Consider the following 16,857-nt stretch of genomic DNA (forward strand, 5'->3'; position numbering starts at 1 on the left):
CAGTCCGCCCGGCCTGTTTCCGCCGGTCCGTGGGGGCCCGGCCCCGCTCCGTCCCGGCCCGGCTCAGCGGCGCGTCAGACGCACCGTGACCAGCTCGAACGGGCGCAGCGACAGCTGTACGCCCGCGTCCACCCGCACCGGCACGTTCCCCTCGGCGAGCGGCCGCTCCAGCAGGTCGGTCGCCTTCGGATCGGCGAACTCGAAGCCGATGCCGAGCCGGACCCTGGCGCGGCCGCCCGTCGACTCGTAGAGCCGTACGACGACATCGCCGCTCGCGTCGTCCGCCAGCTTGACGGCGCTGACCACGACCGCGTCGTTGTCCACGGTCACCAGCGGCGCCACCGTACGGTCGCCGGCGACCCGGCGCTCCGGCAGGTTGATCCGGAAGCCCTCACGGACCGCGTCGCCGATCGTGGCGCCCGGTACGAGGGCGTGGCGGAAGCGGTGCACCCCCTGGTCGGTCTCCGGGTCGGGGAAGCGCGGGGCGCGCAGCAGTGAGACCCGGACGGTGGTGGTCGTCCCGGCGGTCGAGTCCCGGACGGTACGGGTCACGTCGTGGCCGTACGTCGAGTCGTTGACGAGCGCGACGCCCCAGCCCGGCTCCTCCAGGTGGATGAAGCGGTGGTTGCAGGCCTCGAACTTGGCGGCCTCCCAACTGGTGTTGGTGTGGGTGGCCCGGTAGAAGTGCCCGAACTGGGTCTCGGAGGCGTACCGCTCGGCGTGGATGTCCAGCGGGAACGCGGTCTTCAGGAACTTCTCCGTCTCGTGCCAGTCGACCTCGGTGTCGATGTCGAGCCGCTTGGCGCCCGGGGACAGCGTCAGCACCTGGGTGACCTGGGAGTCGCCGAAGCTGCGGACGATACGGACGCCGACCGCGCCCTCGTCCTCGACAGGGGTGAGCTTGTCGAGCTCCGTCAGATCCGTGACGGTGTTGCGGTAGAACGCGTCGACGTCCCAGGCGTCCCACATGTTCGGGAAGTCGGGGTGGATCTGCAGCAGGTTCGCGGCCTGTCCGGGCGCCACGGTCTCGCGCTCGGCACCGATGTCGTACGCGGACACCACCAGACCGCGGTCGTCGATCTCCACCTGGAGCAGGCCGTTGTCGAGTACGTAGCCGCCGCCCTCGCGCGGTGCGAGCCGGCCCGGGCTGCCGACCGTGACGGCCCCGGCACCACCGGCCGGAACCCCGCCGCGGGTGTGCGGCGCGGAGTTGAAGACAAGCAGCTCCCCCGATGCGGGGTCCCCTGCCAGGGCGCGCTGCGCAGCGGCGACGATGCCGTTCAGTTCATCGGCGACGGCCGCGTACGTCTTCTCGGCTTCGCGGTGCACCCAGGCGATCGACGAACCGGGCAGGATGTCGTGGAACTGATGCAGCAGCACCGTCTTCCAGATCCGGTCCAACTCCGCATACGGGTACGGGAACCCGGTGCGCACGGCGGCGGTGGCGGCCCACAGCTCGGCCTCGCGCAGCAGGTGCTCGCTGCGGCGGTTGCCCTGCTTGGTCTTCGCCTGGCTGGTGAGGGTGGCGCGGTGCAGCTCCAGGTAGAGCTCGCCCACCCACACCGGGGCGTTCGGGTACTCCGCCTCCGCCTTGGTGAAGAAGTCGGCGGGCGTCTCCCAGGTCACCGTGGCCGACCCTTCGAGGCTGCGCATCCTGGCCGCCTTCGCGACCATCTCGCGCGTGGTGCCGCCGCCTCCGTCGCCCCAGCCGGTCGGCGCGAGGGAGTGCCGGGCGACGCCCTTGTCCTTGAAGTTCTTCGCCGCGTGGGCGATCTCGCTGCCCTTCATCGAGCAGTTGTAGGTGTCGACGGGCGGGAAGTGGGTGAAGATCCGGGTGCCGTCGATGCCTTCCCACTGGAAGGTGTGGTGCGGGAACTTGTTGGTCTGGCTCCACGAGATCTTCTGGGTGAGCAGCCACTTGGAGCCGGCGGCCTTGATGATCTGCGGCAGACCGGCGGCGAAGCCGAAGGTGTCGGGCAGCCACGCCTCGTCGTTCTCGACACCGAACTCGTCGAGGAAGAACCGCTTCCCGTGCACGAACTGACGGGCCATCGCCTCGGAGCCCGGCATGTTGGTGTCGGACTCGACCCACATGCCGCCGGACGGCACGAACCGTCCGTCCGCCACGGCCTTCTTGACCTTGGCGTAGACCTCGGGGCGGTGCTCCTTGATCCAGGCGAACTGCTGGGCCTGCGACATCGCGAAGACGAAGTCGGGCTCGTCCTCCAGCAGGGCCGTCATGTTGGACGTCGTACGGGCGACCTTGCGGACCGTCTCACGCAGCGGCCACAGCCAGGCGGAGTCGATGTGCGCGTGACCGATGGCGCTGATCCGGTGGGCGGACGGTTCGGCGGGGGCCGCGAGGACCGTGGCGAGCTCGGCGCGGGCGGCGGCCGCGGTGCCGTTCACGTCCTGCAGGTCGACCCTGTCGAGAGCGCGGCCGACGGCACGCAGCACGTCCCAACGGCGGGCGCCCTCGACCGGAAGTTCCGCCATGAGTTCGCCGAGCACCTCCAGGTCCTGGACGAGATTCCACACGTTCTCGTCGAAGACGGCGAGGTCCATCCGGGCGAGGGTGTACTGCGGTTCGCTGCCTGCGGTCTCCTTGTCACCGAGCTGCGTCGGCAGAAAGGGGTGGTAGTCGAGTATGACCGGGTTGGATGCGGCCTCGATGTGCAGCAGCACGTCCTCGCCGCCCGCGACGGGGGCGCCGATGCGCACCCACTGATTGCGCGGGTTGAGGCCCTTCACCGGGGTGCCGTCGGGCCGGTGGACCAGGCCCTCGCACTGGAATCCGGGCATGTTCTCGTCGAAGCCGAGGTCGAGGAGCGCCTCGACGGTGCGACCCGCCCATACCTGCGGAACGGTTCCGGAGACCCGGAACCAACTGGTGCCCCAGGGCGCGCCCCACCGGTCACCGACCGCGATGGGTACGGCCGGGGCCGCGAGGCCCTCGGCGACGGGGACGGGCTCACCCGGCGCGGTCCAGACGGCGATGTCCAGCGGTACGGACTCCGGGTGGACTGCGGGCCGGATGCGCTCGTCGAGAACGCGCTTGAGCCGGGCTTCGACCAGGGTGCGGTCGTCATGCATAAGGGTGACTCCGTGGTGGGTTGGGATGCGGGTCCGGTTGTGTGGCCGGTGTGCGTCAGCGGACCTGGTCCGGGGTGAGGACATCGGTGATCCCGCGGGCGGCCAGGTGTTCCTTGTTCCCGGTCTGGCTCGCGAGGACGGCGGTGGGCCGGACCCCGTCCGCGGTGAGCCGGGCGAACGCCTCGAAGAACGCGCCGCCGGGGGCGCATGTGGAGCGCCGGGGCGCGGCGTCGTCGTCTCCGGTGTCGACGACGAGTGCGGTGGTGCGGGGCGCCGGGCGGTACTCCCTGCCCCGCCGGTCCGCCACGATCCCGGCGATGGCCCCACCGGCCGGCTTTACCCGCCGGTCGTTGGTCAACAGGCCCAGGCTGTATTCGAGTTCGGGGAAGTCGGCCAGCGACCGGGACACATCGTGGGAGCACCACCAGGTGATGCCCCACACGTCCTCGCAGTCCAGGGCGTTCGCCACGGTCGCCTCGGTGAACGCGACCGCGTGCTCGGCGGGAACGAGCGGAGCGGGGGCGCCGACCTCCTGCAGCCAGACGGGCCGATGCGGGTCGGTGGCCCACGCCTTGGACAGTTCGATCAGATACGCGGCGTGGTGCTCGGTGGCGGTTCCGGTGCGGCCGTGCCGTTGGGCGGTGCCGTTGAAGACCCAGGAGTGCACGGCGGTGACCGCGCCGATCCGGGCCGCGTGGGCGGGCGTGAACGCGTGGTCGTCCTGATACCAGGCGGCGTCGTACTCGGCGTGCAGATGGAGCCTGCCCGGCGCGCCCTCCTCGCAGGCGTCGAGCAGGGTGCGCAGCCAACGGCCCGCCTGTTCGGGGGTGATGGTGTCCGGGTCGGGGTGCGGGGGGCCGGAGAACTGATTGATCTCGTTACCCAGCGTCATGCCGAGGAAGTTCGGCCGGTCGGCGAGGGCTGCGGCGAGCGTACGCAGGTATTGGGCCTGGCCCGCCACCACGTCCGGGTCGGTGAAGATGTTGCGCCGGTGCCAGGTCTGCGTCCACGCGGGCAGGAAGTCGAAGCTCGACAGGTGGCCCTGCAGTCCGTCCACATTGACGTCGAGGCCGCGCTCGGCCGCGGCGTCGGCGAGCTGGACGAGCTGCTCGACGGCGCGCGGCCGGATCAGGGTGCGGTTGGGCTGGAAGAGCGGCCAGAGCGGGAAGACCCGGATGTGGTCGAGGCCGAGGCCGGCGATCGAGTCCAGGTCGGCGCGCACGGCGTCGAGGTCGAAGTCCAGCCAGTGGTGGAACCAGCCCTGGCTGGGCGTGTAGTTGACGCCGAAGCGCAGCGGGGAGTGAGGCATACGGTACGGGTGTCCTGGTTCTGTGGTGCGAAGGGGCGGGGAAGGCCGGGCGGTCAGCCCTTGACGGCGCCTTCGCCGACGCCCCGGAAGAAGAAACGCTGCAGGCAGGCGAAGAGCACGATGAGCGGGAGCACCGCGATGATCGTGCCCGCGGCGACGAGCCGTTCGTCGTTCGCGAACGTGCCGTGCAGATAGTTCAGCCCGATGGTCAGCGTGAAGTTCGCCGGGTCGCTCAGCACGATCAGCGGCCACAGGAAGTCGTCCCAGGCCCCCATGAAGGCGAAGATCGCTACGACGGCAAGGGTTCCTCTGACCGAGGGAAGGGCGATCCAGAAGAACCGCTGCCAGACATTGGCGCCGTCGACGAACGCCGCCTCCTCCACCTCGTGCGGAAGGTTGAGGAACGCGTTGCGCATCAGCAGGACGTTCATCGCGGCGACGGATCCCGGCAGCAGCACACCGATCAGGGTGTTGTTCAGACCGAGCTCACGCATGGTGGTGAACTGGGCGATGATGATGCCCTCGACGGGTACGAGCATGGCGAGGATGAACGCCAGCGTCGCGGCCCTGCGCCCCCGGTACCGCATCCTGGCCAGCGCGTAGCCGGCCAGTGCGGAGCCGACGCAGTTGGTGACCACATTGGCGGTCGCCACCTTGACGGAGTTCAGCGCGTAGTCCCAGACCGGGATGGTCTCGGCGACCCGCGTGTAGTTGTCCGGAGTGGGGTGGCCGGGGAAGAACCTCGGCGGGGAGCTGAAGATGTCCTCGCCGGGCCCCTTGAGGGAGGTCGAGAGCTGCCACAGGAACGGTCCGACGGTCAGCGCGAGTACGGCGAGCAGCAGGAGGTAGCGCAGCAGGAGCTGCCAGACCGGGATGCGGCGGCCGTCGCCGTCGGTGAAGGTCAGGATGCTCATGCGTCCTCCTTGCGGTCGGCGCGGAGCACCAGGAGCATCAGGGCGACCGTCACGACGAAGATGACGACGGAGATCGCGGAGGCATAGCCGACCCGCCCGGTCAGTCCGGTGCCGACGCGCTGGACGAGCATCACCAGAGTGGTGTCCTCGCCGGCCGGGCCGCCGGAGGGACCGGCCATCAGATAGACCTCGGAGAACGCCTTGAAGGCGGCGACCGACGCCAGCGCCCCGACGAGGACCATGGTGGAGCGGACGGCGGGAACGGTCACGGTGAAGAACCGGCGGACGGCGCCGGCGCCGTCCACGGAGGCCGCCTCGTGGAGTTCTCTGGGGACGTTGGCCAGCGCGGCCAGATAGATGATCATGTAGTAGCCGAGGCCCTTCCAGACCGTGACCGTCATCGCGCTGAGCAGCAGCAGCCACTGGTCGCTCAGGAAGCCGACCCTGCCGATCCCCACCGCCTCCAGTACCGCGTTGATCAGCCCCCGGTCGTCGAGCATCCACACCCAGATCAGCCCCACGACGACGATGGAGGCGACGACGGGGGTGTAGAAGGCGGAGCGGAAGAACGTGATGCCGGGGATGTTCCGCTGGACGAGCATCGCCAGGAGCAGCGGCAGGAGAACGAGGGCGGGGACGACTCCGACCACATACAGCGTGCTGTTCCGCAGCCCGATCCAGAACATCTCGTCGTGGATCAGCTCCTGGAAGTTCGCCAGGCCGACGAACTTTCCGGGCATCAGCGTCCGGCGGTCCGTGAAGGCATTGACCAGGGTGCTGAAGAACGGGAACAGGCTGAAGGTCCCGACGACGAGCAGGCCGGGGGCCGCGAACAGCCACGGGCTGGAGGGGAGATGGCGGCGTATCCGGTGGCCGGGGAGCCGGCCGGCCCAGCGGTCGCCGGGACGTGCGCCCCGGGCCACCGGTACCGCTGTGCCGGTGTCCGGGATCGGCGGAGATGCCATGGCCGATTTCACGAGGGGGGTCTCCACGGGGGGCTCAGCTCTGCTGCAGCAGCCGGTCGCAGGCCTTGACAGCGTTGTCAAGAGCTTCCTTGGGGCTCTGCTTGCCCTGCAGCGCCTTCGCCACCTGGTTGCGCAGCTCGGTCTTCATCTGGTCGCTGAAGAGCACCGGCGTGTAATTGACCGCTGTCTTGAGGGACTTGGCGGCGGCGACCCGGACCCGGGTCACGTCGGTGCCGTCCTCCTCGGTGAAGTACGGGTCGTCGAGGGATCCGGCGGTGCTCGGGAAGATGGCGACCTGCTTCGCGAAGTCCATCTGCCGCGTCGCGTCGGTCACGTAGTGGGCGAAGGCCACGGCCGCCGGCTTCTGCTTCGTCTGCGCGTTCACCATGACGCCCATGACGTACATGTTGGCCTTGCCGGTGCTGCTGATCTGGTCGGTGATACCGATGTTCTTGTACAGACTCGGAGCCTGCTTCTTGAAGTTCTCCAGGTCCAGTGCGCTGCCCGGGTTCATCGCCACGGACCCGGTGAGGAACTTGTGGCCGGACGACTCGGGGGTCGCGGTCAGCGCCTGCGGGTCGAGCGCCTTGGCGTCGTACAGCTCCTTGTAGTGGGTGAGCAGTTCGACACCCTTGGCGTCATTGAAGGCGAAGCCCGTACCTTCCTTGTTCATCAGCTGACCGCCGTAGCGGCCGAAGTCCTCGATGGTGGGCACGTTGGCCAGCGTGGCGACCTTGCCCTTGCTCTTCGTGGCCAGTTCCAGACCTGCGTCGAAGAGTTCGTCGTAGGTGGTCGGCGGCTTCTCGGGGTCGAGTCCGGCGTCCTTGAAGAGGGACTTGTTGTAGAAGAGCGGTCCGGTGTTGAGGTACCAGGGGAAGGCGTAGGTCCCTTCCATGCCCGGTATCCGGTGGCTCTGCCAGGCGCCCGGCAGGTACTCCTTGCGATACTTCGCCGCCGCCTTGTCGAGGTCGAGTGCGAGCCCGGCCTTGGCCAGCGGTGCGACCAGGTCGGGCGAGACATTGACGACGTCCGGCAGCGTGCCGCCGGCCGCGTCGGCGCTGATCTTGTCCGCGTAGCCCTCGGCCGGCCGGTCGACCCACTTGACCTCGGTCCCCGGGTACTTCTTCTCGAAGTCCGCGATCACCCCGTTGAAATAGTCCTTGAAGTTCGCCTGCAGGTTCCAGGTCTGGAAGGTGATCTTTCCTTCGACCTTGCCGGAGGCGTCGGACGAGCTGTCGCCGGATCCGCCTCCGCACGCGCTCAGCGGCAGGACGGTGGCGAGTACGGCGGCAGCGGTTACTGCTCTGCGGGAGATACGCACGGTGAACGGCTCCTTTGCTCGGACCAGGCGTGCGGACGGCGGGCCGAGGTCGATGACGCTCCGGCTGCGTGCGCCCAGCAGACCTTCCAATGCACACGACGCAAAGTCAATACATTCGCTTGAAGTTAGCTTCAACTTTCCAGATATTCGCAGGTCAGAGCGGTACATGGAGTTATTGGCGACGTTTGACTAATGCGCTTTAGAGGGTCTGCACTCAAGCGCATTAGTCGGGCGAACACTTCGGTCGACCAAAGCGCCGGCAAGGCTTACGATGCACCGGGGGCGAGCGAGCACCACGCCCCCCAGGAGCGACGGGGAACGCAGGAAGAGGGGCACCGGGTGACACCGAAGGGGCCGCCGGCCGAGGAGACCCGGCCGGCAAGGCGCACACCCGCGCGACGGCCGACCATGAAGGACATCGCCCAGCGCGCCGGAGTGTCGGAGAGCGCCGTCTCCTTCGCGCTCAACGACCGCCCCGGCGTCTCGGAGATCACCCGGGACCGGATCCGGCGCGTCGCCGAGCAGTTGGGCTGGCGGCCGAGCACCGCCGCCCGCGCGCTGTCGGGCGAGGGGTCGGCCACCGTGGGGCTGGTCGTGGCGCGCCCGGCGGCGAGCCTGGGCGTGGACTCGTTCTTCCTCCAGCTGATCTCCGGCATCCAGGAGGTGCTGGCCGAGCGTCACCTCGGGCTGCTCTTCCAGGTGGTGGAGGATGTGGAGGCCGAGTGCGCCGTCTACCGGCGCTGGTGGGCGGAGCACCGCGTCGACGGGGTGCTCGTCGTCGACCCCCGTACGGACGACCCCCGCCCCGGCCTGCTGGACGAACTCGGGCTGCCTGGAGTCGTGATCGGCGCTCTGCCCGGCAGCGACACGGGTCCGCACCCGGGGCTCTCGCAGATACGCGCGGACGATGCGGGCGCCATGGCGGCGATCGTCGGCCGGCTGCACGAGCTGGGCCATCGGCGCATCGTGCACATCGCGGGGCTGCCTTCCCTCGCCCACACCGACCGGCGCATCCGCTCCCTGCGCATCGAGGCCGACCGGCGCGGGCTGGCCGAGGCCCACTCGGTGACCACGGACTACTCCGATACGGAGGGCGCGGCCGTCACCCGCAGAGTGCTGGAACGGTCCACGCCGCCGACCGCGATCATCTACGACAACGATGTGATGGCCGCGGCCGGAGCCACGGTCGTCGCGGGCCTCGACCGCTCCGTTCCCGGCGATGTCTCGGTCGTGTCGTGGGAGGACTCCGCCCTGTGCCGGCTGACGGTCCCCTGGCTGACGGCGCTGTCCCGGGACACGGTCGCGTTCGGACGGATCGCCGCACGCGAGCTGACCGCACTGCTCGACGGCGGCGCGGCCCGCACCGTGCAGGTACCGCTGCCCGGGCTGATCGAGCGCGGGAGTACGGCACCGGCGCCCGGCAGCCCATGAGGCCGGCGGGCGTGACGGACGGCCTGACGACCGGCGACTGACGCACCTGCCCCCATGGGGTGTCTCATACGCTGCCCGAGCCCGCCGCCCGTCCGCCCATGTTCCATCGAGCTCGATGGGCGCTTCGTCACGATATGATGCGCTCTGTGATCATGCCCGGGCAGCTGTGGCGCCGTCGTCCTCCCCACGGCGGCCGGCGGGAAGCTGCTCCGCTGGCACCGGTGATCCTTACCTTCCTCATCGCCGGCCTGGCGTTCTCCACACCGAGGGAGATCGCCGTCAGCCGCCTCCTGCCCGCCGCACCCGCCCTGGCCGCCGCGATGTGGCCCGTGCTCCCCACGATCCTGCTGGGGACGTTCTGCCTGCTGGTCATGGTCGGCCTCAGCCTCGTGTACACCGACCTGGGGACGCCGTACACGGCGGCTGCGATCGTCGCGGTCACCCTGGCGGCCGCATACGCAAGCCATGTCCGACTCCAGCGGGAGGAGGCGCTCTTCCAGATCCGGCTCGTCGCCGACACAGCCCAGAAGGTGCTGCTGCGCCCGCTGCCGCGCCGCATCAAGAACATCGAGATCGAGTCGCTGTATCTGGCGGCTCAGGAGCAGGCCCGGATCGGCGGCGACTTCTACGAGGCGGCCGACACACCGTACGGGGTCCGGCTGCTCATCGGCGACGTGCGCGGCAAGGGCCTGTCCGCGGTGGGGGCTGCCTCGGCGGTGATCAGCTGCTTCCGGGAGGCCGCATACGACGAGCCCGACCTGAGGGGCATCACCCATCGCCTGGACACCAGCATCAACCGCCACAGCGCCACGTTCCCCGCCCACGACCTGCCGGAGCGCTTCGCCACCGCTCTCATCGCCGAGATCCCGCACGGCGGCGGCCACGTCAGGCTTCTCAACTGCGGGCATCCCCCGCCGCTCATCGTGCACCTCGGGGAGATCCGCGTCCTGGAGCCCACCACTCCCTCACCGCCCCTCAACCTCGCGACACTGATCGGGGACCACTACTACGTCGACACCGTCGCCTTCGCCCCGGGCGACCAGCTGCTGCTCTACACCGACGGCGTAACGGAGACCCGGGACCGCACCGGCGAGTTCTTCCCCCTGCCCGACTGGATGCGACGGCAAGGCCCGACGCCGCCCCGCGAACTGCTCGACCGGCTTCACCGGGCCCTGCTCCACTACAGCGGCGGAAGGCTCGACGACGACATCGCGGCCCTCGCCGTGCGGCGCCCGCATACCCGGACTCCGGGAACACCGCAGGCAGGTGGCTGGAAGCCGTAGGTGAGACTCGCGGGCCCCGCCGACAGCGGCATGCCACGGCCGAGGCGGCGGCTGCCGAGTCTTCGCGGTGCCGTCCCTGGTGCCGGCCGGGCCGGCTCCGAACCGCCCGTCGTCGCTGTGGTCGTCGGGTTCACGCGGCGGCGGTGAGGCTGAGTGTGCCGATGAGGTGCAGGCCTCGGCCGTTCTCGGCGTCCATGTCGGCGGTACCGGTGGCGACAGGGGTGTGGGTGCTGGTGTCGCGGACTGCGCAGCGCGACGCACGACCCTTCCCTCGTGTTCGGGCTGATCGACACAGACGGGTTCCCCATGGGGAACCAGAACGTCAGGGTCTGCATGGGCACCAAGAGCATCGGGCCCTTCACCGACGGGACCAAGGCCGTGCTCCTCCCCACCGGCAGTGGTGGCAATGGGATGCTTCCTGCCGGAGACGACGGTGGCGTCGGTGCGGGTGACGGCTGCACCGAAGCCGACGACGGAGGCGGGCACCGACATGAACGGCGGCACTGCGGTACGGGCTGAGCACCCCGTGGTGGCTCGCCGGGTAGTACGGGACCGCGTCACCGACGACCAATAGCACCACCGCACGACGAAGAAGCGTCTGCACCGGGACTCACGCGAAATGCAGGACAGTCCCGGAGCAGGCGCCGGATACGGCCCCGCCCCGCTACACCCAGCCCCGGCGAGCGGCCTGCCATGCCAGTTGCATGCGTGTCGCGGCGTCGGCGAACGTCATCAGCTGCTGGATGTGGCGTTGGACCGTACGTCGACTCAAGCCCATCTGGGAGGCGATCGCCTTGTCCGCGACACCTGCGACGAGCAGGGAGAGCAGCCGTCGGTCCGTTGCTGAGAGGGGGTCGGCGCCGACTACTCCGTCGGTACCGCTGACCGTTCCGGAATCGTCCACGTGCAGGGGGACGGCATCGTCCCAGTAGCGCTCGAAGAGCGCGACGAGCGCCGCCAGCAGGCTGCTGTCGCGTACCAGGGCCGTGGTGGGTTCCTCGGGGCTGCCGTACGGACCTCCCGGCACGAGGGGGCAGATGGCGATGGCGCGATCGGACACGGCGAGGCGCAGCGGCAAGTGGGGCACGGCGCGGGCGACTTCACCTGCCCGTACTCCCTCGATAACGTTGTCCACGGCACCGTCGTCGTCGAAGAACGCCTTCTCGTAGAGGACGCGATAGCGCACACCGCGCGCCAGGGCTTCGAACTCCTCGCTGTTGCTGCCCGAGGGCATGGCCACGTACTGCGCCTTGCAGAACCAGAGCATTTCGTCGCGGGTGTCCGCCTGGATGCGGCGCAGGTGCTGGCGCAGTGCGTCCGCCCCGGTGATCACCTCGATGAGCTGGTCGGCGTCGCTGCGGCGCATGGTGTCCCGGTAGATCTCCAGCAGTCCGGTGGCCGTGGCACGGGCATGGTCGAGGGCATCGGCCTGCTGTTTGAGCCGGGGCATGAGCGCCACGTCGGGAGGCGTTGCCCGGTAGAGCCTCGGCACTCCGTCGGTGTGGCTGGCCAGCCCCTTGGCGGTCAGTGCCGTGAGTATCTGTTCGGCGTCCGTGATGTCGAGACCGGACCGTACCGCGAAGTCGTGCGCGGAAGCCCGGCCCATCGTCACCAGAATCCGGTAGGCGGACTCCTCGACATCGCTGACTCCGGCGGCTTCCAGTGTCACGGTGTTCTCCTTGATACCACCCGTCCAACAGTTGAATACCGTACTACACCCCTCGAGTGCGGCGGCCGGTGCGCAGACATACTCGACGTCCGCGCCGCTGCCATGTGCCGGAGTACCGCCAGTACAGCCCTCGGTGCAGGCAGGCGCGCTACACGGTCTGCCGGACGCCGGGGCAAGCTGCTGCCAGAACCGGTCCAAGTCATTCCCGGACACACGGACCCGCCTGCGCGTCGATGCTGTCCAGCCGACAAGTGGACGCGTCGTCGTCCTCGGCGAGGGTGGCGGGCTTGCACACCGCGGGGGCCGCAGCAAGGCGGATCCGTCTCATCCGGTCGGCACCTTTCCATGAATGCACGGCAAATGCTCATGCGGTGCTGCACAGAATCCGGTGACGCCGGGCGCAGTGTCACCGATTATCGGTGGCGCAGGTGGGACATGTCGCAACCGCGACATCGCGAGCAGGCCGGCATCCCCGGACCGTGAGCGGCCCCTCACCGACGCATGCGGTCGCCTCGACGACGGCGTGGGCGACGTCCTCCGGCCCAGCGGTGGACGCGTCCACTCGCAGGCTCCGTCGGAAGGACGACGCCGATCGCCTGTCCGGCGATCAAGTGCTGGTTGATTCCCGAGCTCGGAGCGCGAGTTCGATTCCCGTCACCCGCCCCAACAGCAATCCACGGCCCCGGGGTTCCTTGTTGTCCGGACCGCGCTAAGCGCCTTGCACCGGATCCGCGCCGGAGGGCTTCTCCTTGCCCTTCTGCCGGGCGGCCTGCACGAGCTCATCCGGCCCGATCGCACCTTCCTGGTGGGAGCCCGGCAGCGCACTGCTCTCAAGGGTGGGGATCATGAAGCATGCCGCGCCGGCCAGGACTCCGGCCAGCATGAAGCCCCACGCATAGCCCGCCGAGCCGATGAGCCCGCCCAGCAGCGGCGGTGTCAGCGATGCGGCGAGATTCTGACCGGTGTTCTGGACGCCCATGGCGCGTCCCGACCAGGAGCGCCCTGCGAGCTCGGCGGTGGCGGTGAAGGCCAGGCCGTTGGTGCTTGCGGTGATACCGCAGGCGACGATCATGGCGAGATCCGTCAGCGGCGAGGGCCAGAGGGCACCCAGCGCAGTCGCGCCCATGACGACGGCAATGCACACGGACAGCTGCCTCATCGGCCGCACCCGGCTGCCGACCCGGTCGGACCAACGGCCCGCCACGACACGCGAAACAGCCCCCAGCACCTGCGACACCACCAGGAGTTGACCTGCGTGCACGGCGCTCCAGCCCCGGACGTCGATCAGGAACACCATCGCGAACGCGTTCGCCGCGAACTGTGGAACGCACAGCAGGGCGCTGGAGGCATGGATGCGCCACAGATTGGAGTGACGGTAGGGGTTGGCGGCCGGCTCCTGCGCTGCGGACTGCGCGGTGCGAGGCGGATCCGAGGTCAGCGAGCCGACGAGCACGGCGACGACACCGCACAACGCCGCGCAGAACAAGACGGTCCCCTTCACGCCGCTGCGCGCGGCGAGCGTGGGGACGATCAGAGCGGCGATCCCCATGCCCAGCGGGGTCGACGTCTGCCGGATTCCCATGGCGAGCCCGCGCTCCCGGGCGGAGAACCATCCGACGACGAGCCGGCCGCTGGCCGCGGACCGATGCGCTCGCCGCCCCGGCCAGTGCCAGGAGCACGCCCAGGGGAACCAGGCCATTCACCGCACCCCCCAGGGAGAGGAGGACGGTTGTGATGGCCAGACCGGAGGTGATGACGCCCCGCTCGCCAAAACGGTCGGCCAGGGCTCCCCAGGCGACGAGAGTCAACACGAGGCCGACGGTCGGGCAGGCGATCAGCAATCCGACTTGACCGAGTGTCAGCCCGTTGTCCCGTCTCAACGTCTCCGAGGTGTACGGCAGTCCGTAGAGGAAGGTGCAGGCGACCGTCTGCGCTGCGGTCCCAAGAGCCAGCATCATCCAACGGCGCACAGCAGCCCTCCCTGGTATGTGTGGGTTACAACTATGGCAGCTGATCCATAATGCAAGACATCCCGTCTCGCATACTGAGCCGATCTTGATGCGCCCCACAGAAGGCAGGTCGCCACTGCCCCCTGCGGCCGACAAGCCCGTCGTCCACGGGCGACCTCACGGAAGTGCGGCCGGCGCCGCGTGCCGCAAAGACCCTCGGAGAGCCGCCCTGAAGCGTCGATGAATTGAGACAACTCGAATAATCATTCGATAAAATGCTCAGTAGGAGCGCGCATCATCGAACGTGGGGAGACCGTCGACAAGGAGTGGCAATGAGGCTGTCGTTCCTGGAGCCCCTTTACGCGGAGCCCGGCCCGTTCGCCTCCGTGTATCTGGACACCTCGCGTGACGTCGAGCATCCGGAACGGGCGATCGCGCTGCGCTGGCAGCGGCTGCGGGACCGCCTGACCCGTCAGGGCGCGGACAGGACACTGCTCAAGGTGGTGGAGGAGGTGGTCGGCGCCGATACGGAAGTACCGGGGATACATGGGCAGGCCATATTCGCCGCGCACGGGGCGCTCGTACTGGACGGGGAGCTGCCCAGACCACCCGCGCACGACTCCGCGCGCTACGGCACGCTGCCGGACGCGATGCCCCTGGTCACCCAGCACATCCCGGAGATCCCCTACCTGGCCGTGACCGTGCACTACAGCGGGCTGCCGACCGCCGAGACCCACGGCTGGGTGACGCTGGACGCGGAGACCGGGACCTGGCCGGCATCCAATGTCACCCCGGGTGAGCGGCTGCACCTCAGGGTCGCGGTGGCGACCTGGCACCACACCGCGGTCCGGCTGGGCCATCAGTTGGACGAATGGGCGCGGCGCGCCCACGCCGACGCCGTCGTCATGGGCGGGGACAAATGGGCGTCCAACGTACTGATCCGCCGCCTCCCGCACGCCCTGCGGGACAGGGTCGTACGCGTAGGTGGTCCCACGGCGACGGACACCGGACGCGCCCTCCTGGAGCCGCAGCTGAACACCGTCTTCCACGGCCACATGGCCGCGCACGACCGGACGCTGGTGGACATCTTCATCGGCCGGCACGCACTGCACGGGGCCGCGACGGAGGGGCTGTCCGCCACCGTCGCCGCCCTCCAGCGCGGCCAGGTCGCGGCGTTGCTGCTCAACCACCCTCCCGGGAGCTCCCTGCGGCTCTGGGCGGGCCCTGAGCCCACCCTGCTCACCCTGACCGAGGAGGAGCTGATCTCCTTCGGCGTGCGGGCACCCCGCGAGGAGCGCGCCGACGAGGCCCTGGTGCGGACCCTCGTGGGCACCAGTGCCGAACTTGTCGTCGTGCCGGAGAGCGAGCTGACGCTGGACGAGGGCGTGGGCGCGCTGCTGCGGTACGCCGACCCTGGGACGCCCTCCTGACGCGGACGTGAACGCGTACGCGGTTCCGGGGCACGGCGGGTGCGATGCACCGGCACCGGACATGACGGCGGCAGTGCAGCGCGAGGAAAGCGGGCAGGTCATGAGCGTGATCGGAGGAGTCGGTCGATGTGGCTGGAACGCACCACGACTGCGGTCCGACGGGCTGCCGCAGGCACTCGATGGCCCATCAGTCATCCCCCGAGGAGCTGGTCCGCGCGGCGCGGGCCGTGGGTGTGACGGACGACCGGCTGCTGGAGGCTGTCCGGGTCACCCCGCGGGCGGCCTTCGTCCCCGCCGGGCATCTCGCGTCCGCGTACCTGGACGTACCGATTCCGCTCCCCCACGATCAGGTGACCACCCAGCCCTCGTTGGTCGCCATGATGGTCTCCGCACTCGGCCTCACCGGAGGCGAACGCGTCCTGGAAGTCGGGACCGGCTACGGCTGGCAGACCGCACTGCTGGCGCGCCTGGCCGCTTGCGTCGTCAGCGTCGAGCGCTGGCCGGACATGGTCGAGGAGGCCCGCCGACGGCTCGCCGGGCAGGGCCTCGGCAACGCCGAGATCGTCCCCGGTGACGGGACGCTCGGCATGCCGGCCCGTGCTCCGTACGACGCCGTCGTCGTCTGCGCGGCCTTCCCTGAGGTACCAGGGCCGCTCGTCGCACAACTGCGGACCGGTGGCCGGCTCGTCCAGCCCATCGGGCCGGGCGGCCGGGAACGGGTTGAGCTGTACGAGCGACAGGCGCACGGCCTCGTACACCGCGGGACGGTCGTGTCGGCCCGCTTCGTCCGGCTGTACGGGGCCCATGGATACGATCAGCGCTTATACGTGCCGACCCGCAAGGCTGAGTCGGGACGACAGGATGTGAACCTGCGCCCCCTTGCCCCCAACGGGCCCCGCACGACGCTGTCGACGGCGTCAGCGCTGGTAGGTGCCCACCAGCGAGCCGCTGGCCAGCTGCCTGCCCTTCAATGCATGGTGCACCGCGTCGGAGCCTGGACGGCCGTGGAGAGGGAGCGGCTCGGACACGGCATACAGGCGAAAGAAGTAGCGGTGTTTCCCGTGCCCCGGGGGCGGCATGGGCCCGCCCCAGCCCACTCGTCCGAAGTCGTTGGGCCATGCGTGGCCGCCGGGGGGCGACTCGCCGTCGTCCACACCGGAGCTCCCCGGGTCGATACCGGTGACGAGCCAGTGGAGGAACGTCCCTCCCGGTGCATCGGGGTCTTCGCAGACCAGGACCAGCTCCGCTGCACCCTCCGGTGCCGCCGTCCAGGTCAAGGGGGGCGAGACGTCGTCCCCCTCCCCGCTGTAGTGGCGTGGGATCATCTGATGGTCGCCGAACGCCGTGCTGCTGAGCTCAATTGCGGTCATGAGCGCCGCTCTACCCGGTGAACGGCATGAACATCACGGAGCGGGCGCCCCAAGCACCCGATCGGACGAGTCGAGGCGGCACTTACCCTCTTCGCTGAAACCCTGGTGGAGGACTGCCGACGC

General features: G+C 69.5%; 13 protein-coding genes and 2 pseudogenes. 5 read left to right on the forward strand and 10 right to left on the reverse strand.

What is annotated here, in order from left to right; genetic code table 11:
* Window positions 1-63: 63 nt before the first annotated feature.
* Genes ACWCP8_RS11115 through ACWCP8_RS11135 form a run of 5 tightly spaced genes read right to left on the reverse strand, consistent with a single transcriptional unit; the run spans window position 64 to window position 7,602 of the window.
* Complete coding sequence (locus ACWCP8_RS11115; RefSeq protein WP_451115503.1) at window positions 64-3,093, reverse strand: alpha-mannosidase; 3,030 nt, start codon at window positions 3,091-3,093, stop codon at window positions 64-66.
* A 55-nt stretch (window positions 3,094-3,148) separates the two neighbouring features.
* Window positions 3,149-4,402: a glycoside hydrolase 5 family protein gene (locus ACWCP8_RS11120; RefSeq protein ID WP_451115505.1), complete on the reverse strand. Its 1,254-nt coding sequence runs from the start codon at window positions 4,400-4,402 to the stop codon at window positions 3,149-3,151.
* 53 nt (window positions 4,403-4,455) lie between these two features.
* Window positions 4,456-5,316, reverse strand: coding sequence for a carbohydrate ABC transporter permease (locus tag ACWCP8_RS11125; RefSeq protein WP_352267357.1), 861 nt, complete (start codon window positions 5,314-5,316; stop codon window positions 4,456-4,458).
* The gene (locus ACWCP8_RS11130; protein ID WP_451115507.1) at window positions 5,313-6,281 is read right to left on the reverse strand and encodes a carbohydrate ABC transporter permease; all 969 of its coding nucleotides are present in this window, start codon (window positions 6,279-6,281) and stop codon (window positions 5,313-5,315) included. Before ACWCP8_RS11130 ends, ACWCP8_RS11125 begins: the two co-directional genes overlap by 4 nt.
* Before the next feature lie 34 nt (window positions 6,282-6,315).
* The gene (locus ACWCP8_RS11135; protein ID WP_352267359.1) at window positions 6,316-7,602 is read right to left on the reverse strand and encodes an ABC transporter substrate-binding protein; all 1,287 of its coding nucleotides are present in this window, start codon (window positions 7,600-7,602) and stop codon (window positions 6,316-6,318) included.
* 408 nt (window positions 7,603-8,010) lie between these two features.
* Between ACWCP8_RS11135 and ACWCP8_RS11140 the strand changes: the two genes are divergently transcribed.
* The 3 genes from ACWCP8_RS11140 to ACWCP8_RS11150 all read left to right on the forward strand — a co-directional run bounded on the left by ACWCP8_RS11140 (window position 8,011) and on the right by ACWCP8_RS11150 (window position 10,835).
* Window positions 8,011-9,033, forward strand: a complete 1,023-nt coding sequence (locus ACWCP8_RS11140) for a LacI family DNA-binding transcriptional regulator (protein ID WP_451115749.1) — start codon at window positions 8,011-8,013, stop codon at window positions 9,031-9,033.
* Window positions 9,034-9,254: 221 nt separating this feature from the next.
* Window positions 9,255-10,316, forward strand: a complete 1,062-nt coding sequence (locus tag ACWCP8_RS11145) for a PP2C family protein-serine/threonine phosphatase (protein WP_352267361.1) — start codon at window positions 9,255-9,257, stop codon at window positions 10,314-10,316.
* A gap of 306 nt (window positions 10,317-10,622) precedes the next feature.
* Entirely contained in the window at window positions 10,623-10,835 is a 213-nt protein-coding gene (locus tag ACWCP8_RS11150) for a hypothetical protein (RefSeq protein ID WP_451115510.1), read from the forward strand.
* A gap of 145 nt (window positions 10,836-10,980) precedes the next feature.
* Here the strand turns inward: ACWCP8_RS11150 and ACWCP8_RS11155 are convergent, their stop codons facing one another.
* The 4 genes and pseudogenes from ACWCP8_RS11155 to ACWCP8_RS11170 all read right to left on the reverse strand — a co-directional run.
* Complete coding sequence (locus tag ACWCP8_RS11155) at window positions 10,981-11,985, reverse strand: helix-turn-helix domain-containing protein (protein ID WP_352267363.1); 1,005 nt, start codon at window positions 11,983-11,985, stop codon at window positions 10,981-10,983.
* A 199-nt stretch (window positions 11,986-12,184) separates the two neighbouring features.
* On the reverse strand, window positions 12,185-12,313 hold the full coding sequence (locus ACWCP8_RS11160; RefSeq protein WP_352267364.1) for a hypothetical protein: 129 nt from the start codon (window positions 12,311-12,313) through the stop codon (window positions 12,185-12,187).
* 381 nt (window positions 12,314-12,694) lie between these two features.
* On the reverse strand, window positions 12,695-13,684 hold the full coding sequence (locus ACWCP8_RS11165; protein WP_451115512.1) for an MFS transporter: 990 nt from the start codon (window positions 13,682-13,684) through the stop codon (window positions 12,695-12,697).
* 7 nt (window positions 13,685-13,691) lie between these two features.
* Window positions 13,692-13,943 (reverse strand): annotated as a pseudogene (locus ACWCP8_RS11170) (MFS transporter); the annotation flags it as partial.
* A 323-nt stretch (window positions 13,944-14,266) separates the two neighbouring features.
* Between ACWCP8_RS11170 and ACWCP8_RS11175 the strand changes: the two are divergent.
* Window positions 14,267-15,364 (forward strand): baeRF2 domain-containing protein, encoded by a 1,098-nt coding sequence (locus ACWCP8_RS11175; RefSeq protein ID WP_352267366.1) that lies wholly within the window; start codon window positions 14,267-14,269, stop codon window positions 15,362-15,364.
* 179 nt (window positions 15,365-15,543) lie between these two features.
* A pseudogene (locus ACWCP8_RS11180) lies at window positions 15,544-16,101 on the forward strand (protein-L-isoaspartate O-methyltransferase family protein); the annotation flags it as partial.
* Between the two features lie 180 nt (window positions 16,102-16,281).
* On the opposite strand, the gene ACWCP8_RS11185 reads toward ACWCP8_RS11180, so the two are convergent.
* Entirely contained in the window at window positions 16,282-16,734 is a 453-nt protein-coding gene (locus tag ACWCP8_RS11185; protein ID WP_352267367.1) for a YbhB/YbcL family Raf kinase inhibitor-like protein, read from the reverse strand.
* Window positions 16,735-16,857 lie beyond the last annotated feature (123 nt).

This window comes from Streptomyces sp. NPDC002206 (assembly GCF_053593595.1).

Excerpts from the sequence above, each read along its gene's own strand:
- ACWCP8_RS11115 (WP_451115503.1), bottom strand. The coding sequence starts at position 3,093 with ATGCATGACGACCGCACCCTGGTCGAAGCCCGGCTCAAGCGCGTTCTC.
- ACWCP8_RS11120 (WP_451115505.1), bottom strand. The coding sequence starts at position 4,402 with ATGCCTCACTCCCCGCTGCGCTTCGGCGTCAACTACACGCCCAGCCAG.
- ACWCP8_RS11125 (WP_352267357.1), bottom strand. The coding sequence starts at position 5,316 with ATGAGCATCCTGACCTTCACCGACGGCGACGGCCGCCGCATCCCGGTC.
- ACWCP8_RS11130 (WP_451115507.1), bottom strand. The coding sequence starts at position 6,281 with ATGGCATCTCCGCCGATCCCGGACACCGGCACAGCGGTACCGGTGGCC.
- ACWCP8_RS11140 (WP_451115749.1), top strand. The coding sequence starts at position 8,011 with ATGAAGGACATCGCCCAGCGCGCCGGAGTGTCGGAGAGCGCCGTCTCC.
- ACWCP8_RS11150 (WP_451115510.1), top strand. The coding sequence starts at position 10,623 with ATGGGGAACCAGAACGTCAGGGTCTGCATGGGCACCAAGAGCATCGGG.
- ACWCP8_RS11160 (WP_352267364.1), bottom strand. The coding sequence starts at position 12,313 with ATGAGACGGATCCGCCTTGCTGCGGCCCCCGCGGTGTGCAAGCCCGCC.
- ACWCP8_RS11165 (WP_451115512.1), bottom strand. The coding sequence starts at position 13,684 with ATGGCCTGGTTCCCCTGGGCGTGCTCCTGGCACTGGCCGGGGCGGCGA.
- ACWCP8_RS11175 (WP_352267366.1), top strand. The coding sequence starts at position 14,267 with ATGAGGCTGTCGTTCCTGGAGCCCCTTTACGCGGAGCCCGGCCCGTTC.
- ACWCP8_RS11185 (WP_352267367.1), bottom strand. The coding sequence starts at position 16,734 with ATGACCGCAATTGAGCTCAGCAGCACGGCGTTCGGCGACCATCAGATG.